This is a genomic window from Pseudomonas sp. GW821-FHT10C09, assembly GCF_059415465.1.
Map to the genome: position 1 here is coordinate 235,618 of NZ_JBWKNG010000003.1, position 21,889 is coordinate 257,506.

The 21,889-nt window shown below is 53.6% G+C and carries 20 protein-coding genes; 14 read left to right on the plus strand and 6 right to left on the minus strand.

Annotation, left to right across the window (positions count from 1 at the left end; translation table 11 throughout):
- Window positions 1–269 precede the first annotated feature (269 nt).
- The 8 genes from AC07N8_RS04060 to AC07N8_RS04095 all read left to right on the plus strand — a co-directional run bounded on the left by AC07N8_RS04060 (window position 270) and on the right by AC07N8_RS04095 (window position 9,819).
- Window positions 270–710, plus strand: coding sequence for a low molecular weight protein-tyrosine-phosphatase (locus AC07N8_RS04060; RefSeq protein ID WP_493142091.1), 441 nt, complete (start codon window positions 270–272; stop codon window positions 708–710).
- Window positions 711–754: 44 nt separating this feature from the next.
- On the plus strand, window positions 755–2,983 hold the full coding sequence (locus AC07N8_RS04065) for a polysaccharide biosynthesis tyrosine autokinase (protein ID WP_483840322.1): 2,229 nt from the start codon (window positions 755–757) through the stop codon (window positions 2,981–2,983).
- A 105-nt stretch (window positions 2,984–3,088) separates the two neighbouring features.
- A complete protein-coding gene (locus AC07N8_RS04070; RefSeq protein WP_483840209.1) occupies window positions 3,089–4,171 on the plus strand; it encodes a glycosyltransferase in 1,083 nt (360 codons plus the stop codon).
- A gap of 15 nt (window positions 4,172–4,186) precedes the next feature.
- Window positions 4,187–5,299 (plus strand): polysaccharide pyruvyl transferase family protein, encoded by a 1,113-nt coding sequence (locus AC07N8_RS04075; protein WP_493142089.1) that lies wholly within the window; start codon window positions 4,187–4,189, stop codon window positions 5,297–5,299.
- The gene (locus AC07N8_RS04080) at window positions 5,296–6,516 is read left to right on the plus strand and encodes an MATE family efflux transporter (protein ID WP_483840207.1); all 1,221 of its coding nucleotides are present in this window, start codon (window positions 5,296–5,298) and stop codon (window positions 6,514–6,516) included. The genes AC07N8_RS04075 and AC07N8_RS04080 overlap by 4 nt, the downstream gene beginning before the upstream one ends.
- Complete coding sequence (locus tag AC07N8_RS04085) at window positions 6,516–7,619, plus strand: hypothetical protein (protein ID WP_483840321.1); 1,104 nt, start codon at window positions 6,516–6,518, stop codon at window positions 7,617–7,619. The genes AC07N8_RS04080 and AC07N8_RS04085 overlap by 1 nt, the downstream gene beginning before the upstream one ends.
- Window positions 7,620–7,631: 12 nt before the next feature.
- The gene (locus AC07N8_RS04090; RefSeq protein WP_493142087.1) at window positions 7,632–8,669 is read left to right on the plus strand and encodes an acyltransferase family protein; all 1,038 of its coding nucleotides are present in this window, start codon (window positions 7,632–7,634) and stop codon (window positions 8,667–8,669) included.
- 13 nt (window positions 8,670–8,682) lie between these two features.
- Window positions 8,683–9,819, plus strand: a complete 1,137-nt coding sequence (locus AC07N8_RS04095) for an SGNH/GDSL hydrolase family protein (protein WP_483840205.1) — start codon at window positions 8,683–8,685, stop codon at window positions 9,817–9,819.
- Between the two features lie 4 nt (window positions 9,820–9,823).
- On the opposite strand, the gene AC07N8_RS04100 is transcribed toward AC07N8_RS04095, so the two are convergent.
- Together AC07N8_RS04100 and galU are read right to left on the minus strand one after the other, a co-directional pair.
- Entirely contained in the window at window positions 9,824–10,231 is a 408-nt protein-coding gene (locus tag AC07N8_RS04100; protein WP_493142084.1) for a mannose-1-phosphate guanylyltransferase, read from the minus strand.
- Window positions 10,232–10,302: 71 nt separating this feature from the next.
- Window positions 10,303–11,136, minus strand: a complete 834-nt coding sequence (gene galU, locus AC07N8_RS04105) for a UTP--glucose-1-phosphate uridylyltransferase GalU (RefSeq protein ID WP_483840203.1) — start codon at window positions 11,134–11,136, stop codon at window positions 10,303–10,305.
- A 308-nt stretch (window positions 11,137–11,444) separates the two neighbouring features.
- Between galU and galE the strand changes: the two genes are divergently transcribed.
- The 6 genes from galE to AC07N8_RS04135 all read left to right on the plus strand — a co-directional run bounded on the left by galE (window position 11,445) and on the right by AC07N8_RS04135 (window position 17,553).
- A complete protein-coding gene (galE, locus tag AC07N8_RS04110; protein ID WP_483840202.1) occupies window positions 11,445–12,467 on the plus strand; it encodes a UDP-glucose 4-epimerase GalE in 1,023 nt (340 codons plus the stop codon).
- 136 nt (window positions 12,468–12,603) lie between these two features.
- Window positions 12,604–12,843 carry a hypothetical protein gene (locus tag AC07N8_RS04115; protein WP_483840201.1) on the plus strand — a complete coding sequence of 80 codons (240 nt, stop codon included), beginning with the start codon at window positions 12,604–12,606 and terminating at the stop codon, window positions 12,841–12,843.
- Window positions 12,844–12,930: 87 nt separating this feature from the next.
- Window positions 12,931–14,040: a polysaccharide biosynthesis/export family protein gene (locus tag AC07N8_RS04120; protein WP_493142082.1), complete on the plus strand. Its 1,110-nt coding sequence runs from the start codon at window positions 12,931–12,933 to the stop codon at window positions 14,038–14,040.
- Window positions 14,041–14,054: 14 nt separating this feature from the next.
- Window positions 14,055–14,720 (plus strand): YjbF family lipoprotein, encoded by a 666-nt coding sequence (locus AC07N8_RS04125; RefSeq protein WP_483840199.1) that lies wholly within the window; start codon window positions 14,055–14,057, stop codon window positions 14,718–14,720.
- On the plus strand, window positions 14,717–15,478 hold the full coding sequence (locus tag AC07N8_RS04130; protein ID WP_483840198.1) for a capsule biosynthesis GfcC family protein: 762 nt from the start codon (window positions 14,717–14,719) through the stop codon (window positions 15,476–15,478). Before AC07N8_RS04125 ends, AC07N8_RS04130 begins: the two co-directional genes overlap by 4 nt.
- Window positions 15,475–17,553: a YjbH domain-containing protein gene (locus AC07N8_RS04135; protein WP_493142079.1), complete on the plus strand. Its 2,079-nt coding sequence runs from the start codon at window positions 15,475–15,477 to the stop codon at window positions 17,551–17,553. The genes AC07N8_RS04130 and AC07N8_RS04135 overlap by 4 nt, the downstream gene beginning before the upstream one ends.
- Window positions 17,554–17,731: 178 nt before the next feature.
- Here AC07N8_RS04135 and AC07N8_RS04140 read toward each other — a convergent pair whose 3' ends face one another.
- The 4 genes from AC07N8_RS04140 to AC07N8_RS04155 form a co-directional block, all read right to left on the minus strand.
- Window positions 17,732–19,126: an undecaprenyl-phosphate glucose phosphotransferase gene (locus AC07N8_RS04140; RefSeq protein WP_483840196.1), complete on the minus strand. Its 1,395-nt coding sequence runs from the start codon at window positions 19,124–19,126 to the stop codon at window positions 17,732–17,734.
- 362 nt (window positions 19,127–19,488) lie between these two features.
- Window positions 19,489–20,163: a winged helix-turn-helix domain-containing protein gene (locus AC07N8_RS04145; protein ID WP_493142076.1), complete on the minus strand. Its 675-nt coding sequence runs from the start codon at window positions 20,161–20,163 to the stop codon at window positions 19,489–19,491.
- Window positions 20,164–20,191: 28 nt separating this feature from the next.
- Window positions 20,192–20,953, minus strand: a complete 762-nt coding sequence (locus AC07N8_RS04150; protein WP_493142074.1) for an EAL domain-containing protein — start codon at window positions 20,951–20,953, stop codon at window positions 20,192–20,194.
- Between the two features lie 29 nt (window positions 20,954–20,982).
- The gene (locus tag AC07N8_RS04155) at window positions 20,983–21,723 is read right to left on the minus strand and encodes a winged helix-turn-helix domain-containing protein (protein ID WP_493142072.1); all 741 of its coding nucleotides are present in this window, start codon (window positions 21,721–21,723) and stop codon (window positions 20,983–20,985) included.
- Between the last annotated feature and the right edge of the window lie 166 nt (window positions 21,724–21,889).

Sequence of the window (21,889 nt, forward strand, 5' to 3'; positions counted from 1 at the left end):
CTAATTCCTGAGAGGCGAATACTACAGCCATATCATCAATTCGCTATTGTCGCTGCATCATTGTTATTTTTAGTCGAAAAAATATTGCACCGATTGCTGTCGTTATTTTTGGTCCGGCTATTCTGGTTGGGCGTTTTTTATGTGTCGTGGTATTTAATATCCTTGTATTTCCATGATCGATCCATCTCTGAATGCGGGACCGATCTTATCGGTTCACTCATATCCCCGCTACACATTGGCCGATTCGACACTACACGGGAAGAGTAGCCTTGTTCAGAAAGATCCTTATCGTATGCGTTGGCAATATTTGCCGAAGTCCAACAGCTGAAATGTTGCTGCGCAATGCGCTGGAGCCTTCGGATATCTCGGTAACCTCCGCGGGGCTGGACGCGCGGGTGGGCGAGTCTATGGAGCCCAACGCACTTTCTGTTCTCGAAGAACAGGGTCGCGCTGCCCAAAGGTTTAAAGCGCGGCAAATTACGCCTGCGATTGTTAATGAATCAGACCTGATTCTGGTCATGGAAAAAGAGCATGTAAAAGGCGTGCTGAATATTGCCTCGCACGCGAGGGGCAAAGTGTTTCTTCTGGGCAAGTGGCAGAGTGAGCGCGAAATAAAGGACCCGTATCGTCAAGGAAAAGCTGCTTTTGTCCATGCTCATGCATTGATTGAAGATGCTGTTTGCTCATGGGCACAGCGCCTCGGACGTTGATGGATGATTTTCAGATTAGTATTCAAGGTAAAAGAATAGACCTTATGCAGTTACCGTCAGTAGTCAGCACCCGGGATAAAGAGGGAGACGAGATTGATCTTCTCGGCTTACTGGGCACATTGATTGATCATAAATGGTTGATAGGTGCCATCACCGGTGCGTTTATGGTGACCGGCGCCGCCTATTCGATACTATCGCCACCCGTGTATCTGGCTAACGCGTTGGTACAGGTCGAACCGAAAAAGAACGACATGCTGGGGTTTTCGGATATCAGCAGCATGCTGGGCGGCCAATCCCCGGCGGCGACCGAAATCGGAATTATCAAGTCCCGCGCGGTCATCGGTAAAACCGTCGATGACCTGCGCCTGGATATCGTGATAACGCCCCACACCTTTCCTGTCGTGGGCGGTTTTATCGCGCGGCGATACAAGAGCACCCCGACGGAAAGTGTTTCGCCTGCGCGCTTGGGTATGAGCAGTTATGCCTGGGGTGGCGAGCGTCTCGATATCGAAAAGCTCAAGCTGCCTGATGAACTGCTGGGTAAAAAACTGACCCTGGTGGCTGAAGAGCAGAACCGCTTCAAGCTCTACGATGACAGTGGCGGTTTGTTGGTCGCCGGCACTACAGGCAACGCAGTAGTAGAAAATGGGGTCGAGGTGCTTGTCGCGCTCATGGCCGCGAATCCGGGCACTAAATTTGAAGTGGTTCGCAATCCACGGATTGTCACCATTCAGAATTACCAGGACGCTCTCGATGTCTCCGAGCAAGGTAAAGAGTCGGGCATTATAAACTTGGCCCTTGCCAGCACCGACTACACCTTGGCGGTGAAGATCCTCAACAAGATCTCAACTCTTTATGTACAGCAGAATGTGCAGCGCACCTCAGCCGAGGCGGCCCAGAGCCTGGACTTCCTGCAGGCGCAATTACCTCAAGTCAAAGAGGATCTGGTCAAAGCCAGCAACGCGCTGAACAGCTACCAAACCCGCGGCAATACCGTAAACATCTCACTCGAAACAAAGTCCGTTCTGGAACAGATGGTGGTGCTGGATACGCGCATCTCCGATTTGAAGCTCCAGCAAGCGGACCTGGATCGAAAGTTCACCCGAGAGCACCCTGCCTACCGCGCCTTGATGGCTCAACTTGGGGACTTGAGCAAACAGCGCCATGGTTTGGAGAAGAAGGTTCAGGACCTTCCCGCAACGCAGCAGGAACTGTTGAACCTCACTCGTGATGTGGAAGTGGCGACACAGATTTATACCCAGTTGCTGAATAAATCCCAGGAGCTGGACATCATCAGGGCAGGGGCGGTCGGCAATGCGCGGTTGATTGATACCGCCGACGTCGATACCACCAACCCGGTCAAACCACGCAAAGCGCTGATCGTTCTCATTGCAACTTTCCTCGGCGCCTTTGTCGGTGTTGCCTTGGTGTTGGTGCGTAAATCCCTGAGCCGAGGACTCGAGGGGCCAGAAGCCATAGAACAGCTGGGGCTGCCCGTTTATGCGTCCATTCCCTACAGCGATTTGCAGCGGGAAGAAGACAGCAAAAAACTTCGGCTGGGCGACGGCGTCAACAACCAGTCTTTTCTGTTGGCCCTGCGTAATCCCACGGACCTGTCGATCGAGTCGATACGCAGCCTGCGAACCTGTTTGCATTTTGCGGGGCTGGATGCGACCAACAACCGGATCATGATTTCCGGGCCGAGTCCGCAGGTGGGCAAAACTTTTGTGTCCTCGAACCTGGCTGCGGTCATTGCTCAAAGCGGGCAGCGGGTCGTGCTGATCGATGCCGATATGCGCAAAGGTCATCTGCACAAGACCCTGGCGACTCCGATCACCAATGGTTTATCCGATCTATTAACTAAGCGCTGCAGCATCGAACAGGCGATCAATAGAGTTGAAACGGATAACTTGCATTTCATTAGTCGCGGGCAGGTACCGCCTAATCCATCAGAGCTGTTGATGCATGCCAACTTCAGAGAGCTGCTGGCAGAACTGAGCGAGCTCTACGATGTGGTGATCATCGATACGCCACCGCTTCTGGCCGTGACAGATGCAGCCATCGTGGGACGTGAAGCCGCGATTAATCTGATTGTGACGCGCTTTGGTGTGAATCCTGCCAAAGAGATCGAATTGACAATACGTCGATTTGCGCAAAACGGTATCGAGTTGAAGGGCGCCATTTTTAACGGCGTCGAGAAACGCGCGTCCAGCTATTACGGTAATGGCAGTTATGGCTATTACAACTATGAGTACGCCTCTGACAAGTCCTGATGTGCGTTCTATCTACCGGGCAATCGAGTTGAGAGTGGTTTAACGATCGTTAACCACTTTTTAACGCTGCTTGCCTGCGACTAAGTTCATGGAGATAGGTGGATTATGAAAAAAATACTGCACGTGGCGGAAACAATCAAAGGTGGTGTTGCGACGGTCATCCGTACGATATCGACTCCCCCGCAAGACCACGCACTGAAGTATGAACTGGTATATCTGGTTCCGTTCGATCAGAAGAAAGAGCTGCACGGTATTGATGAGAAAAACATCAGGACCTTTTCCCGGAACAAGCGCGATGTCATGTCCCTGTTGCGGTTCGCCTGGAAACTGGCCGGTGTGATTTTCAAGGAAAAACCGGATGTCGTGCACTTGCACAGCACGTTCTCCGGGGTGATCGGCCGGTGTGTCTGTCTGGTCATGCGCCCTTGGCGGTCACCGAAAATTGTATATTGCCCGCACGCATTTTCCTTCTTGATGGAGAGTTCTCCCGTCAAACAGAAAGTGTATTCACTGATTGAGCGGGTTTTGCAGAAAGTGACCGATGTCATTATCTGTGTCAGTCAGTATGAGATGGATAAAGCCGCGTCGTTTGGTATTGATCGTCACCGTATGAAGCTGATCTACAACGGTATTCATTATAAAAGTGATGAGAGCAAGACCAGCGACAGTACGGACATTCATCTTCTGTTTGTCGGTCGACTGGACTACCAGAAAGGCTTCGATCTGTTGCTCAAGGCGTTCGCTGAAGTCGAGCGAACCGACTTGAGACTCACTGTCGTTGGCAGTGCGGTCAACGAAGACACCGTCGAGTGCCCCGATATTGACGCCGTGGAATACCTGCCTTGGGTGACGCCAGCTGAAGTTAATGAACTGTATAAAACCGCGGATGCCCTGATTGTGCCAAGTCGCTGGGAGGGCTTTGCCATGGTGCCTCTCGAAGGGATGGCCATGGGCGTGCCGGTGATCGCCAGTGACTGCACATCGCTGCCTGAACTGGTGACGGACAACATTACGGGTTACCTGTTTTCGACCGGCGACTATCAGGCGCTTGCGAGTATTTTGCTGAATATCAAAAAACAAAAGCTGCTGGAGCTCGGCACTGAAAGCCGCAAGAAAGTGCGCGAACAGTTCAGCGCAACGTTGATGATCCAGCAAACCTATGACGTGTATTCCGCTCAAACTTATTAAGTAGAAATCAAGATCATGAACGTAACTATTTTGCATGGCTACAGCGCGTCCAACTCCGGTGATGGGCTTCTCGTGGATTTGGCAATCGCCATGGTGCTGCGCAACTTTGGTGCAGACACTTTGATCAACGTAGTTGCGTCAGATCCGCAGTCGTTCAGTTATCTCCCGTATAAACGGTATGACGCACCGGTCATGGCGGCTAAAGGTTTCGGAAGGGTGAAAGAGGCGATTTTTCTTAACCAGTCCTACGCGCCCCTTGCCGATCTGTTGAAAACCACCGATCTGATCGTCGGGGTAGGCGGTGGGTACATGCGCTCAAAAAGCGCCTTCGAACATATCAAACTGAAACTGGGTCATGCCAAACAACTTGAAACGGCAATCCTGAGCAAGGTGCCGTCGGTTTATCTCCCGCAAAGTATCGGTCCGTTCCATGGCGAGAGCAGCAAAATTGTCGAGCACTACGCCAGTGCTGATGCGGTCTTTGTCAGGGACAACAGATCGTCAGCTATTTTTCAGTCCCACGAAAATGTCTACCGGGCACCAGACCTGGCGGTTCAGGCATTAGCGAAAAAGATCCTGGTGCAACCCAAGTTCACCCGCTGTGCGGCATCTCCAGCTGTGGTCTGCGTTGTTTTACGCAAGCCGCCGGAATGGAGCAAAGAGAAGAAAGTTGCTTACGTTGCCAACCTGAAGCTTCTGTTGCAGAGACTAAGGTCGAAAAGCAAAGTGGTCTGCGCTGTGCAAAGTGCTGTGCGCGGCAACGACGATGGCGCGTTCTACCGGGAGCTCGGCATTACCGAAGACCTGTTGCCCTTGAAGGCTACACTGGCGAAGTATCAGCCAGACCTGGTTATTTCCGTACGGTTGCACGGGGCGATTGAGTCACTCCTCTCCGGTGTGCCGGCTTTCCATATCAGTTATGAACGCAAAGGCTTCGGTGCGTATCAGGACATGGGCGTGGAAGACTGGGTGATCAACGGGGGCGACATTAATGTCGACACCATCATCGACACGGTTTATGCCCCCAACGCGCTCACCCGATTTGGCAAGAAACTCACGGACACCTGTAAAGAAATCGAAGCCAAAACGGTGCAGATGGACAATATCATCAAAGGGATTGTTCGATGATATTTCGCTTGTTGCTGCGGGGAGGTGCATTAGGCGCAAAGTTTCTGCTGGTGTTGGCCATCACTCATTATCTGGGTTATGACGCATTGGGCTTTTACGGCGTTGTAGTCGCAGCCTCCTTGATAGCCTCGAAGTTCTACAGTGTCGGGTTCAGTTCTGAAATCAACCGGCTGATCAGCGTCGGGGGTAGTTCGCGGCTCGTCGTCGATAGGGTACTGGTCCTGTACCTGGCCGTTGGTTTGTTGTTGTCGGTGGTCACGGTCGCCCTGTACTCGCTCTTCAGCGATGTGCAGGCGAGTGCCGCGTTGATCGCTTGCGTCACACTTTTGCTGCTCACCGAGCATCTCTCCTTCGAAATAAACTCGTTTGTTTTTTCAGCGCAAAAAGCCAACTGGGGCGCGGTACTGTTTTTCATAAAAACCGGGCTCTGGGCGTTGCTTGCTGTCGCAGGATTGATGACGGGCGTAGTGTCCAGCATCGCCAGTGTTCTTTGGCTTTGGGTGGTCACCAACCTGCTGGTCATCGTGGCGGGTTACTTGATTGTGGTGAACGTTCACAAGGGGCGGGAAGCCAGTGTCGTCACCACCGTTTCGGTCTGGCGAGCAGGGCTGCCCTTTTACCTGGGGGGCGGCCTGATCGCACTCAGTCAGTACGCCGAGCGTTTTCTTATTCTGGACATTGAACCGTACGCAAGTCTCGGCAAGTACGTGTATTCCTGGTCTGCGGCCAACACCTTGCAAGCGCTGTCCTATGCGGTTGTTGCCGTCGTCGGCATTCCGGTACTTGCCAAGCGCTACAAGAATAATCAACAGGCGCTGACAGTCCGGCAACTGTTCCTGAATCAATGGGTGTTGCGCTCCCTTATCGTTTCCGGCGCGGTGGCGGTGCTGATTTATGCCTTCTTCAATGTCCTGCTCGATTACGTGGACGTGGCAGTCCCACGACCGGATAACAGGATTTTATCCATTCTGATTTTTTCCTTTGCCCTTCGGGCTGTCGGCGACATCGTATGGGGCGGTCTTATTGCGTCGAAGAACAGTCGGGTGTCGCTGGCCAGTGCGGCGATATGCCTGATGGTTTCACTGCCTGTCAGCTATGTACTCATTAAACATCATTCAATTTATGGCGCGGCGTGGGGGAACGTCTTCTCGATTACGGTGCAACTGGTCGTTATCGCTGTGCTAACCAGATTTGCCCGGGCGAAGGGGGCGTTGTAATGGCTTTGTCTCTGCCTTCCATAGAGTTTCGTGGACGAAAACTCGACTCGTCGATCTCGTTCCTGATTTTGTTCTGTGGCCTGTTCCTGTCCATTGCGATGCCACTGTTGATGCACCGCGAACCAGGTCCGGATGCGATGACGTTGTGGTCGTCATACGTTCGTTCAGACAACTGCAACTTCTGGAATCCCTTCTCGCCAGACCGGTCTTCTTACGAGTGCTCGGCTTACTTGCTGCGTCCCACCGGGATAAACCTGACCAATGCCTGGGCCTACGGGATGCTGTGCAATCTGTTTCTGACGTCGATCCCGATCTTTATCTTCAGAAGAATACCGATAACGATTTTCCTGACCTTGTGTTTGTGGGGCGTGGTGCGGTCGTTCTTCCTCGATAACCTGACCAAGGAAATCATTGTCTCGGTGGCGGTAATTGCCATTCTGGTTTTTTCATTTTCGAAGCGATACCGAGCAGGCTTCTTTCTGTCCGCGCTGTTTTACGGCGTGCTGATTCGGCCTTACTGGATCTTGTTTTCGCTGGTCTGGGTCGGCGTGTGTGTGATGAAAAAGCATGTGTCGCGTTTCAGCTTCTTCCTGATGTTGTTCGCGTTCTATCTGGCGATCGCAACGGCGATTCAGGTGCTGGTCGGCTATTCGGTTTCGTCCATTCGGGCCAGTAACAATGAACAGCGCACGCTGGGCGAGGAGGGCTCGAAGTCATTGATCGTGTCATGGATCAACGGCGGTGATTTCGTATCGCAGGCCGTGGATTCGATGAGCATCTTTTTCAGGTTGTCGTTTCCGGTGGAGTTAATACTTTTATCGGGCCTGGGGCAGATCATCTTTGTCGTCCTGATGATGATGACCTCATTGCTGATGTTCAAAATGATGACGTCGAGTCACTACAAGGGATCGCTCATCGAACCGAAAGTCAAAGAGCTTATTGCTATCCCACTGTCCTTTTTATTGGTGCAGGGGCTGTTCGAGCCTGACTTTGGCTCGTTTGCCCGACATTTCTCCATGGTGGTGCCGGTCCTGTTTCTGGGGCTGGGGTTGCAGTTGCGCTCAAAAAAACCTGAGTCGGTTGATTCAAGCGTCTTGAACTGAGGTTTGTGGTTTATGCAAAGCAAGAAAAAGTCGTTGGAAATAGAAACGCTCAGAGGCCTGGCGTGCCTGCTGCTGGTGCTCTATCACGTGATAGGGCCGCTCGGAGGTGGACTGAAAATCGACCTGGGATCACCTTTCCGAATCCTGGCGGACTCGATGGTGTACGTCAGGATGCCGTTGTTCACCTTTATATCGGGCTATATCTATTCCATTTACAAAATCAGAGGCAATGACTTCTATGCATACTGTCTGGGCAAGGTCAGACGATTGATCGTGCCGTTGTTCTTTGTCGGTGTTCCATTTTCGGTGCTGCAGGCTGTGGCGCCGGGGGTAAACAAGGACGTCGGGTTGATGGACGCCTTGTTGTCGTTTTACCTGCCGGTTAACCACTTCTGGTTTTTGCAGGCGGTTTTTATCATCTTCATGTTTGTCGGGTTTCTTCAGTGGCGCGGTCTGCTACAGACGCCGACGCGCCTGTACCTGTTGTTTTTGTTTTCCGCAGCAGTGTTCCTGATGCCGCTTGTTCCGGTCGATGCGTTTGGCATCAACGGTGCTATTTATCTGCTGCCGTTTTTCGTGACGGGGATGATTTGCCACGAGAATGTCGACGCTTTAAAGCGATCGCTGAAAGTGATCGGGCCCGTGGTGTTCATCTTGATATCGGTCGCGCTGCTCTACATTGCCGCTGTGGATCGCGAACTCATTGTCGATCGCAGGAGCCTGGTCGGATTGCTCGTTGGCTGTATGTCCTGCGTCGCGTTACTGTCGACCGACATGCGCTCGAAAGTGCTGATCTGGCTCGGTGGATACTCCTACGCGATATTCCTCTTTCACGTACTGTTTGCCGCCAGTTCACGGTTTACGTTGGGTCGCTTGGGCGTCACGGACGAAAGCGTCCTGGTCTTTGGCGGTGTGCTGTGCGGGTTGTTGGGGCCGGTGCTGTTATCGAATGTTTTTAGCCGTTTCACCCTGACCTCTGTCCTGTTTTTGGGCGAGCGGGCGAGCCGCAAAAAAGGGGCTGAAGGTGTCTCACTCCTGACCGCCAAATAGAGGAATCAGGCCAATGGTTTATATCGATGATGCACGTCCCGTTTCGACGCCGGTTATCGAGGCAAGAAGTTCAAGCGAACGCCTTTCCGGCCTGGGCAAGGATAAATCGGGGGAGGTGCTGGACATCTCGGTGATTGGCGACAGTTACAGCGCCGGGCAGGACTTTTATCTGAATGACCTCACTCAGCGCCTGGCAAAAGACGTCGGTTTCGCCGGGCCTGGTTATGTCGGGTTTAACCACGGCACCGCGCTGGGTGGTACGAACTTCAAGTACACCCGTAGTAACCAGCAGTACTTCGGTGGTGACTGGGACGTTTCCAGTCTCGGGCAAGCGAGTCCGGACAGTCGCACGGTTACCGGGCAGGCGGGTGCTTACATTGAGATCGACGCTAAGCAGACGGCCGTGATCAATACGTCCATTGGCCAAGCCAAACTGCTCTACCTGGGCAACGGTAAAACCAGCGAGATGAGGTATCGGTGGACACCTTCTGACACGTGGCAGTCTTTGACGATGGCGGGTTCCGGGGTTCAGGAAGTGCAATTAAGTGTCCCCACCACTGATGATTGGGCGTTAAGGCTCGAAGTGGTGAAGGGTGCTCCGACATTGTTTGGCCTGTGGATGGCCAATGACCGTGGCGGTGTCCGGGTCTCAAAACTTGCTGCTTCGGGCGCCGCTTCCGCTGACTTCTATAAAAGCGACAGCCAATGGCAGGCCCAGTGGAAAGCCGTCGTTTCAAAGATACCGGCAGATGTTTACCTGATTATGTTGGGTGGCAATGACCAGGGGTTTGGCGTAAAGCCCAAGGACTATCTGGAAAACATGAAAGGCTTGGTGCGGATGGTTCGCGAGGTTCATCCAGCGGCGAGCGTCAATCTAATCTTGCGCGAGGACACAACACGTTCCAGTGCCTATCCGATGACGGAATATGCCCAGGTACTTGAACCGTGGGCGCGTTCGCAGAACATAGCCTATTGGAATTTGCAGTGTGCGTTCGGCTCTGACTTCAAACGCTACGCCAGCAACGGACCCACCCCCTTGATCGGCCCGGACAAGATTCACCCCATCCCGGGTTCGGGAGGTCGGCTTATCGCCGATTACTTCTATCGACTGCTTGTTGGTGAGCCACCCTGCGGTGCCGCTTCAAAGTAATCCCTCACCGTTCAAAGTGTTCCAGCTGACTCAGCAGCTCGGCGGTTTTCACAGGCATGAGTTCGGGATCACACCGCGTTTCAACATTGATGACGATTGCCGGGTCGCTGTAGCGGATGCGAACCCGGAATCGCCACTCGTTGAAAATCACTTTAAGCCCGTCGCGTTCATCGACATCCAGGGCTTGGTCGGCATACAGACATTTCAGGTGAGCCAAGAGGGAAATAGGGTCCCTGATCGGGCGATGGATATCGCCCGAAGAGGGGAATACCCCGATCCGCTCAACCAGCAGGGGTGTGCCCAGCCAGGCAGCCGTGTCGAAGGACAACGACGGCGCTTTTGACAGCCAGGCCATCATTCCGAAGTTGCTCGCTTTCAGTTCGGTGTCTACCGAGCGTTTTGCAGTGGTCATAGTGGCCTGCCTGGGTGAAGAGTGTGACGAGGGCTGCGCAAGGTGAGCAGTGATCGGGCTGGGTCGCCTGGTTAAAGGCCCTTGAGATACAGCTGGTCATAACAAAAGTTGGTGGCGTCGATGTAACCTTCTGCACCACCACAATCGAAGCGCAAGCCTTCGAACTTATAGGCCAGCACGCAGCCGTTTTGTGCCTGTTTCATGAGCGCATCGGTGATCTGGATTTCGCCGCCCTTGCCGGGTTGGGTATCGGCGATCAGATCAAAAATATCCGGAGTCAGAATGTACCGGCCAATGATTGCCAGATTGGACGGTGCGTCCTCAGGGGCTGGTTTTTCTACCATGCTGTTGACGCGGTAGATCCCATCGGAAATCAGCTCGCCGGCGATCACCCCGTATTTGTGAGTCTGATCCCGCGGGACTTCTTGAATGGCGACGATCGAGCAGCGGAATTTTTTGTAGAGCTTGATCATCTGCGCCAGTACGCCGTCGCCTTGCAGGTTCAGGCACAAGTCGTCCGCCAGTACCACGGCAAAAGGTTCGTCACCGATCAAGGGACGACCGCTGAGAATTGCGTGCCCCAGGCCTTTCATTTCGACCTGGCGGGTGTAGGCGAAGGTGCAGGTTTCGATCAGCTCGCGCGTGCCGGCCAGAAACTTTTCTTTCTCGGTACCGCGAATCTGGTGTTCCAGTTCGTAGCTGATGTCGAAATGGTCTTCCAACGCGCGTTTGCCCCGACCGGTGACGATGGCCATGTGCTGCAAACCAGCGTCCCGTGCTTCTTCAACGGCGTATTGGATTAAAGGCTTGTTGACGATCGGCAGCATTTCCTTCGGCATTGCTTTTGTAGCAGGCAAGAAGCGCGTGCCATAGCCGGCGGCGGGGAACAAGCATTTACGAATCATAGATATATCCTGGAAAGACATTGTTCACAGTCACACAAAAGACGGTGGCCGTGAGTTTGGATGTTTTACGGTGGTTGTACTTTAATACCTGAGACATGGTTTGATGGCAATTAATGGCATGCGCAGAATGGGGTAAATGTTATTAGTTGTCGGGCCTGCCTGTGTTTAGTTAGTTTTAGTCGGTGTCTATTAATAGTGTCGGTTGTTGTGAAGTGCTAATAAGTCATTGGCGTCAATTATTGCGTGCGCCAATAGTTTTAATCGTGGCGCGCAGTTGAATACTTCAATACCCCACTATGGACCGCTCTATGAAGATTCTGGTAACGGGTGGAACCGGTTATATCGGCTCTCACACCACACTTGCGCTGCTTGAAGCGGGCTTCGAAGTGGTTGTGCTGGACAACCTGAGCAATAGCTCTGATGCAGCCCTGCATGCGGTTGAAGCCATCTGCGGAAAGTCCGCATTGATGATTCATGGGGACGTGTGCGACAGAGCCTTGCTGGACCGGATTTTCCAGGCGCATTCCATTGATGCGGTCCTGCATTTTGCCGGCCTCAAAGCCGTGGGCGAGAGCGTGCGCAAGCCGCTGGAGTATTACGAATCCAACGTGTGCGGGAGTATTACACTCTGTCAGGCCATGGCGGCGGCCGGGGTTTTCCGGCTGGTGTTCAGTTCATCGGCCACGGTGTACGGCGCGCCTGAGCAGATGCCGATTCGTGAAGACTTTCCGACGGGCACGCCCACCAACCCCTACGGGCAATCCAAGCTGATCATCGAAAACGTACTGCATGACCTGTGTGCGGCGGAGCCACGCTGGAGCATCGCACTGTTGCGGTATTTCAATCCGATCGGCGCTCACGCCAGTGGGCAAATGGGAGAAGACCCCAACGGGATTCCCAATAACCTGGTGCCTTACATCAGTCAGGTTGCCGTCGGCAGTCTGCAGGAGTTGTCGATATTTGGTGACGATTACCCCACCGTCGATGGCACCGGCGTGCGCGACTACATCCACGTCGTGGACCTGGCGGACGGGCATCTCAAGGCGTTGCAGACGATCTCGACGCGCACCGGGATCAATATCTGGAACTTGGGTACCGGTGACGGTTACAGCGTTCTGCAAGTACTGCGGGCATTCGAACAGGCTTCGGGCCGGGCGGTGCCTTATCGCGTGATGCCGCGCCGTTCGGGCGACGTTGCCGAGTGTTGGGCCGATCCCTCCAAAGCGGCGAAAGAACTGGGTTGGAAGGCCACTCGGAATTTGCAGGAGATGATGACGGATACCTGGCGTTGGCAATCGAATCATCCTCGCGGATACGCCGATCAAGGCTGATAGACGGGCCTTCAACGGCTTGTATTTCTGCTGAACTGTTATATCAGGATGTGATGTTAATTATGGTCGGGAAAATTGACTGGCAACCCATCCGGCAAGTCCGTAGATATAAAGAACTCGCAGGAAGGAGTTTGATATGAAAAAGATGATGGTAATAGCCCTGTTGTCCATGATGAGCAGCTGGGTACTCGCGGTCGAAGAAGAAGCCCTCACGCTGGATACCAAAGTTGTCGGTGACGTGACGGCTGGACAAGCTGTATTGGCCAGCACCGCGCTGGTTGCCGGTGCAGTGGCAGCGTCCAACAGCGGTGGAAGTTCCAATGGCGGGACCACCGGCACCACGGGTACTACCGGGACAACCGGCACCAGTAACTAAGAAAATTTCGCACGTGTAATACAAGATTGCCCGGCTAACACTGGGCGATCTTGTTTTGGGTTTGCCCTTGAATAGCGTAGTGCCATTATGATTCGTAGTGTTCCTTTTTTAATGCTGGCAAGTATTGCTTTGCAAGGTTGTATGTTTTCACCGGGGCAACATCTGAGCACCAGTGATATCACTCGCGAAGGGGCCAGCGAAAGCAGTCGGGTCGAGCTGATTCCGATCACCCCCAAGCTCATCGCCATGGACAGGGCAACACAGGTCCATGAGGCACTGCCCCCCGAGTTGTTGACCACTCCCGCCGAATACCGCATTGGTAACAATGATGTCTTGTACATCACGGTATGGGATCACCCCGAGCTGACAGCACCGTCAGGGGCACAACAGCAGATCGATGCGAACGGCCGTCTTGTTCGCTCCGATGGCACGCTCTACTACCCCTACATCAAAGAAGTCCAGGCCGCCGGCAAGACCATCCAGCAACTGCGATCCGACATCGCCGAGAAGTTGTCGACCTTCATCTCGGACCCGCAAGTGGATGTCGCGGTGTTGCGTTTTGCCAGTCAGAAAGTGGTGGTCTCGGGTGCCGTGTTGAAAGCCGGTCCGCAAGCGATCTCCACCAATCCGCTCAACGTTGTTGAAGCCTTGGGTTCCGCCGGCATTGACCCGCTTAATGCTGACTTGTCCGGGTTGCTGTTGACGCGAAACGGCCGGGTGTATCCGCTGAATCTTGATGCGCTCAATCAACAGAACGCGGAGTTGCAAAGGGTCTACCTCAGGGGCGGCGATCAGTTGTACCTGCCGTACAACGACAGCAAGAAAATTTACGTCATGGGCGAGGTCAATCAGCCACGCGCGTTGACGTTCAAGACCCGCACGATGAATCTTTCCGACGTGATTGGCTCGGTAGGCGGGTTGAACCAGACCACCTCTAACGGTAACGCCGTGTACGTCATCCGGGGTGTAGAAAACCTCGACGTAGAACCGGCTAAAATCTATCAGCTGCAAGCCGAGTCGCCTTCCGCCATGGCACTCGCCACTCACTTCGATGTTCGCCCCCAGGACATTGTTTATGTGGGCCCTGCCAACGTCACTCGCTGGAACCGCTTCATCAGTCAGTTGGTGCCATCGGCCTCGATTCTGGGCATGGGCGCTGCCGCACAAAACAACTTAAGCGAAGCTAACTCCCGATAAGGTCTGGTCCAACTGTGAGAACGTTGAAAGTTAGCGTCTGCTTGATGGCGGCCTTGCTGTTGTGTGGATGTAACCCGCTGATGAAGGCCACGCTGGCGAACTTCAAAGCCGTGGCCGGCGGGCCTGATGACCTGGAATTGACCCCGGCGCAAGTCGCCGAAGTTCGCTACCCCCAACTCAAACTGACCACCCCTTCCGGCGTAGGGGTGTTGGCGATGGTGCGTGAACGCGGTGACTTGCAGTACTGGGTCGCGTCCGGCAAGCAGGTGCTGTTGTTGCGCGATGGCCTGGCCGTTCGCAGTGTCGGACTGGGCTTCGACGGGGATCTGGACGGGACCCGTTTTGCAGCAGTCTCGCCGTTCAAGCAAGGGCTGCATTCACTGCCCGATGGCTACACCAGCCAGCGCTGGATCGATCTCTATCACGGCTATGAAGTGGGGGTTGCCGTGAACAGTCGCTTCACGCGACACCCCATGGAAACCATCAGGATTCTGGACAAGGAATACGCTGTGATGCGTGTCGATGAACGTATTGATGCACCGGCTATTGGTCTGCACGCAACTAATCATTACTGGGTCAATCCGCAGAACGGTTTCATCCTGCAGAGCGAGCAGCAACTGACTGCGCAACTCAGGGTAACGATCGTTCAGCTGACCTCTGAACGCAGGACTGTCCGTTGAAGTTTCCCAAGGTGTTATGGACGTGCCTGTGGTTGATCTCCAGCGGTGTGAGCGCAGCAGTTTCCGTCAGTGGCGATGTGCGAAATCCGGGGTTGGTGGAACTGCAACCCGGTGCTCGTGTGCTGGATGTGATGCGCGTCGCGCAACCCAATCCTGAAGGCTATTGGCTGGCGGCGGCCTGGCTGCGAAGGCCCTTGCTCGAAGAGCAGACGCGGCTTAAAGCCGGCGTCTTGTTCGATTTGAAAGTGCTGCAGCGTACCGCGTTGCTCCTGGATCGACCGAGCCGGGCGGCGCTGGCGTTGCGGTTGTACGAGCAAGTCAGCCATTGGCCTGTCACGGGGCGCCAGGTGGCCGTGCTGGACCCGGTTTCGGTCGAGGTCGGGTTCGCGCTTAATTTCCGCGTAGCTGACGGCGACAGCCTGATCTACCCGATGCGCTCCGATGTGGTTGAAGTGCTGGGCGCTGTGGCGGAACCGTGCCGGCTCGCGTATCGCGCGATGCAGGAGGCGCGTGATTACCTGCAAGGGTGTTCGCCGCTGGCCGATGCTGAAGCCGATTACCTGTGGATCATTCAGCCCGATGGCGTCACTCGCCGGGTTGGTATTGCGCCGTGGAATCGCGAGAGCGGGCAGGTGCCTGCGGCTGGCAGCAAAATCCTGGTCCCTGTCAAAAACGATGATCTTAGTCCGCCTATACCTGAACTGAATCAGCAGTTGGCCGAATTTCTTGCCACACAACTGGCTGGGGTGGTTCCTTGAATTTACGTTTTGCTGCAGTACTGTTGTTGCCTTGTGGTCTGGCTCATGGAGAGCCGCGATTTACCCAGAATGATTTCGGCGGCGTGGGCTTGATGCAGACGCCGACGGCCCGAATGGCGCCGGCCGGTGAGCTGAGCGTAAATGCCAGCCGAACCAGCCCCTATAGCCGCTACAGCGTGTCCTTGCAGCCCTTTGAGTGGCTGGAAGGCTCGTTTCGCTATACCGCGATCACCAACCGCAAATATGGCCCCGAGTCCCTGAGTGGCGACCAGAGCTATAAAGACAAGGCCGTGGACCTCAAGCTGCGCCTGTGGCAAGAAAGCCACTGGGCGCCCGAGTTGGCCGTGGGGTTTCGCGACATCGGTGGTACCGGTCTGTTCTCCAGCGAGTTCGTAGTCGCCAACAAGCGCTATGACGACTTCGATTTCAGCGCAGGGGTTGCCTGGGGTTACCTGGGTAATCGCGGCGATTTCGATAACCCGTTGGGCTGGGTGGATGATCGCTTCAAGACCCGGCCAGCCAGCGAGGGCACCGGCGACGTCAATACCAACGCCTACTTCCGTGGACGACCTTCGTTGTTCGGCGGCGTGACCTACCAGACACCCTGGGAGCCGCTCAGCCTGAAACTCGAGTACGAAGGCAACGACTACAAGAATGAGCCGAAGGACAACCAGATCAAGCAGGACTCGCCGGTGAACATCGGCGCGGTGTTCAAGTTGACCGATTCGGTTGATCTCAGCGCTGGCTGGGAACGCGGCAATACCGCCATGTTCGGCATCACCCTGCACACCAACTTCGTCAGCCGCAAGGCACCCGCCAAGACCTACGATCCACCCTCGGAGCGTCTGCCGGCGCATGCACCGGCCACCGCGCCGGATCAGGTCAACTGGGCCAATGTCTCCCAACGACTGCAGCAAAACGCAGGCTACAACGTTGAGCGTATTGCCCAGCGCGGCTCAGAATTATTGGTGTACGGCGAGCAGTCGACTTATTTCTATTCGGCAAAAGCGGTCGGCCGCGCCAGCCGGATTCTGGACAACAGCGTCAATGACGATATCGACTGGTTTACTTTGGTAAACAAGCGCTACGACATGCCGCTGGATGAAACCAGTGTGCCTCGCGAAACCTTTCGCGAAGTGGTCAACAATGAAGAGCCGCTTCGAAGCCTGCACCGTACAACCGAGGTCAATGCGCCGGTGCCGCACCGGGAGACCACGCTCTATACCGGGACGCTCAAACCTTTCAACTATGGGCTTGGGCTGGGTTACAAACAGAACGTCGGTGGCCCTGATGGTTTGCTCTATCAATTGACTGCCGATGCAGACGCCGAGTACCGCTTCACGCGCAATACCTGGTGGAGCGGCCTACTCAGTGCCAATCTGGTGAACAATTACGACAATTTCACCTACGACGCGCCGAGTGGCTTGCCCCGGGTGCGGACGGACCTACGCAAGTACCTGACGACCTCGGATGTGACGATGCCGATGTTCCAGCTCAGTCATGCCGAGCAGTTGGATAAAGACCTGTATGGCATGGTCTACGGTGGCTACCTGGAATCGATGTTTGCCGGTGTTGGCGGTGAGGTGCTGTTCCGTCCAATGGGAGAGGGCTGGTCTGTCGGCGCGGACTTGAACTACGTGCGTCAGCGCGAGTTTGACCAAGGTTTTGGCCTGCGGGATTACTCGACCGTTACCGGCCATATCACCGGTTATACCGACCTGCCTTTCGAAGCTCAGGCGGCTGTCAGCGTCGGCCGTTATCTGGCGCGGGATTGGGGCGCCACACTCGACTTATCACGGCAGTTCAACAATGGTGTGAAATTCGGGGCCTGGGCCACGATGACTACCGCAACCAGCGCGGAATATGGCGAAGGCAGTTTCGACAAGGGTATTTACATTTCCATTCCGTTCGACGAAATGATGAGTATGTCGACGATGCGTCGCGCCAATATCGTCTGGTCACCGCTGACCCGGGACGGTGGTGCACGGCTCAATCGCAGCTACTCGCTGCACGCCATGACCGAGAGCCGTGACACCGACCTGTTCTATCGCAACTTCGACAAGATCACCGAGTGAAAGGTGGGCGATCTACTGCGCAACTGACGCTGTAGATCGCACCGTATCAACTGCAAGACCTGGCGCGGAGTTCTCTGCGCTATCCCGCTCTTGAATCAGCATTGCTACCTGAAAGAGGCCCATGAAAAAGGGGACTTGCGTCCCCTTGTCGTGTTGCTTGTGTCCGACTTTCAAGCCATCAGTAAATGTCTTTGGACAGCAAGGTGAAGGGAGTCTTCACCAGGATCTTCAGGTCCAGCCACAACGACCAGTTATTGATGTACTTAAGGTCGATCTCTACGCGTTTCTGCATCTTGTCGAGGGTGTCCGTTTCGCCGCGGCAACCGTTGATTTGAGCCAGCCCGGTAATCCCCGGTTTGATTCGGTGACGGGCCATGTAGGCGAGGATCTTCCCGGAGTAGTAGTTGTTGTGTGCAACGGCGTGCGGACGGGGTCCGACCAACGCCATGTGGCCTTGCAGCACATTGATCAGTTGCGGCAGTTCATCGAGCGAAGTGCGACGGATAAAACGCCCAACCGGGGTAATCCGCGAATCGTTACGACTGGCCTGCTTGACCTCATGATCATCGTGCACGCGCATCGAGCGAAACTTCCAGACCTGGATCACCTTGCCATTCCAGCCGTGCCGGTCCTGCTTGAAGAACACCGGGCCTGGCGAATTGAGTTTCACCGCCAAGGCAATGATCAACAACAGTGGGCTTAGAAGGACAATGGCCAACAACGCCACGCTCTTTTCCAGCAGGCTTTTACTCAGTGCAGCGGTGGGCTGACTGGTCAACGGGCTTTCATTCAGGTAGATCGCCGGCAAGCCGTCCACGACTCTTACTGAGTGATTGAGCAGCGTCAGACTGTTCAAGTCCGGCACCCAGACCACGTCTACGTTGGCACCCAACAAATCGATATACATGGCCTCGATTTTTGCCGCTTCACTCAGGGGCAGCGTTATGTACAAGCGTCGGATGTCATGGGCTTCGATCAACTCCAGCAGTTGCTCCTGCGGGCCCACGATACGCGGTGAACCCGGCGCGGGCGGAAGCGTGGTGTCCGTGCTGACCAGGCCCACCAGCGGGAAATGCTCCAGGCTGCGCAGTTTGCGGGCCAATCCCAATGCCAACTCGCCAGTACCTACGATCAGGGTCTTGTGCTCGCTTTGAAGCGACCGCTGATAGTATTGCGAGAACCCGTGCAGCGGAATGTACAACAGCGCTTGCCCGATGTAGCCGCAGGCGGCCCATACCAGGATAAGTTGACGAGAAAACAGTTCGTCAGCCTTACAGATAAACGCCACACAGGCTAACGCGGCCAATGTCATTGACCAACCCATGAACAAACGTCCCAAGCCCGTCAGATAGTTATCTTTCTTTGCATAGACACCGCACCATGTATAGGCGGGAACCGAGGCAAGCACAGTAAGAATTGCGCAGACTCGATAATAGAACTCTACCGTTCCGGTGTGGTAATAAACCAATGAAAACAACAGGGCAACTACAAAGCCCTGACCCAATGCCCACTGTCCCCAGAAGGTCAATCCTTTGAGGTGGGTATTTCGATTGATACGAAGATTGTTAACCATGCGATATCCCCAAAATACGTCCATTCGCGCGTCGACAGACAACAGCCAAAGTTTATGAAGCAAACGTTATTATTTTTATAAGAAGGCAAAGCATTGGTGAGCGAAATGCCACTATGCGGTGCGCTCGCCAGTGAATAGATTAATTTATTGAGCTGTGGGCTGTCTGACGACTTCTAACGGGGGGTTAGTGCCATTGGTTGTTAATGTTGATGGGCGTGGTGTTAGAAATAGTCGATAAATGTAAGTTGGGTGGTGAGGTGTTTCTGGGAGGGGGTGTTTGAGCGGCGAGGGAGCAGGGGGAAGTGTGAAATAGTGTGCTTTCTTATTTTTGTAATGCACTACCGCAGGATCATTGCGTTTGTTCAGGTGAGGCTTTTTCCTCGAATGATGTTTTGTATCAGGCAATAACCTCGATTCCTGACCGCTCGGAACAGGCGTTCGCCATTACTGGCATTTTTAAACTTTTCCTGTAGTCGGCTAAGGCACATCTCGAGACCGCGATAATGTTCGGGCTCTCTGCCGATGCTCCGAATAAGATCATCTTTGCTGACGACACGATCCTCATGGTTGAGCATTTTTTTGACCAGCGTGGCCTCAAGTCCAGTCAAGACAACCTCGATGTCATCTTTGATCAATGCACCGTTGCTGTTGCTCAGCCGCCAGGCCTCTGTATGGGAGTTGAGTGGTTTGGCCGCCCTATACATGGCGTCCGAGGCTTCATCTATACGAGAGTTGCTGTTACTGAACCGCGTGTCGGGCTGGGCTGTTCGCCACTCGGATTCGAAAGACGACAGCATACGCTGTGTATCACGTTTGATAACAGACGGAACAATGCTGTCCAGGTGAGGGGAGAAAAACTCCATGAGTTTAGGGGCTGAAGAGGGTGGGGAAACACCTTCGACAAACATTTTTGCCTGTGCGGTGCCAAATGAGTTGTATCGCTCGTTCGACAGCAACTCTTCAAGCTCAAGTTGTAATGCCGAGCTGTGAGTAACGACGACAAAATATTTTCTGGGGAGGGTTGTGCTGCTTTCCATGTCTTCTCTCCTGAAGTGTACTTTCGGTTTAATTCAAAAGGATGTCGGCAGGGGAGTAATGGCTCCCTTGGAAGTAATCAAAGGGCAACGCGCGTGCCAGTATATGACTGGCAGCTTGCTCGACTCTGTCGGCTATAAAGGCGACTTTGGTGGTGTGAGTCAGCATGGTCATGCGTTCATGGAGTCGATTGAATAACTCAGGATTGCCAGTTTTTTTAAGGTCAAAGTCTAGGGTTGAAAGGGGGATTTTTATATAGTCGAATAGATTCAGGGTGGTAAAGATCTCGATACTTTCGTCGTGGATGTCATAACCGTCGAAAGCGATTTCTATCCCATGATCTTTCAATAAATAGATGTTGTTGAGGATTTTCTTCTTGTCGATGAAACTCACCGCCGAAAGAGGCAGTTCATTAAGAGCGACAGCCAGTGTCTGGCCAAAATTGCTCAGCGAATCGTTGCACTGGATCAACTCTTCGGTGAGTGCAGGACTGGCGAGATCTGATTGCCCTACGCAAACAAATCGTCGGCTCAGGTATTTATTTTCGCTGGAGACGTTGCGGTCTTTTAGCGAAAGGGCAATCAGTCGGGTCTGCATCAGTACTTCACTGTAGATGCCACTCATCTGCTGCATCGGTGGCGCACAGGAGGCACGAGCGGGCGGAACCTGATTGTCGTCAAACTGTATTCTGATCTCGCTGCCAAATGGGCAGTCATCGCGAGTGAGGATCAATTGTCGAGACAAATAATGACTCGCACGATAGATGTGAGACGCGCTCCCCGTTGCGTTCATACTGCAATAACTCCCTTGCATACTAATCATCAGGCGGTCGAGATCAGACCCCTGATTAAACGATATCCATGACCACGAATACTTTGAATGGCATTCGTGCCATACAGCCCTTTTATCTTTCCGCGAAGGCGGCTGATAGACTTTTCCAATGCCCTTGGGTCATAAAAATTAATATTAAGCCCCATGATTCTGGCGATTTCATCGTGGCTCAATATTTGGTTTTTTGTGCCGGAAAATGCTTCTAGAATCTTCATTTCCGGAAACGATACATCCAGTCTTTTATAGTCTCCAATCAGGCACATGCGAGTGGGGTCCAGGAGCAAATTGTGCTGCTTCTGCCATTCCGCGCTATTAAAAAACTCGGAAAGCACGTCCGAGTTTTCGTCAGCCAAAGTACCAAACTTAATACAATAGTCGGCCCCGGCAAGATAATATTTCATCTTGTTATAGGTGCCTCTACCGGTGATCGCTACAAAAATAATGAGTGCATGGTTGTCAGCACGCATATTTTCAACGAGGGCAAGGCTTTCAACAAACGCCTGAGGGCTGTCAATGACAATGAAGACTGCTCGGTACGAATGAGAGTCTTGATTTTTTCTGAAAGAGTTGCTGTAGCACATTGTATCAACAGGTATATCATTCGGGACGTGGCTTGCTACTAAAGTCTTAAAGCCCTCCACTAATGTTTGGGTCCGCCCAATGGTGAGAATACCGGTCACCTCCTTCGCGTGACTGTGGCTGGTAGTCGTTATTTTCCCTGTAAGCATCATGCTTTGACTCGGCTGGGTGCTGACATTTGGATGTTAAAGCACTGATTCTCATCCGTGACTGACAATTGGTAACATTTCATGGGATTTTCTCACTGGCATCACATTTTTTTTAACATTGCTGGTTAATTTGTTAGGAATCATTGCGCTCCTGTGTGATTGATGGTGG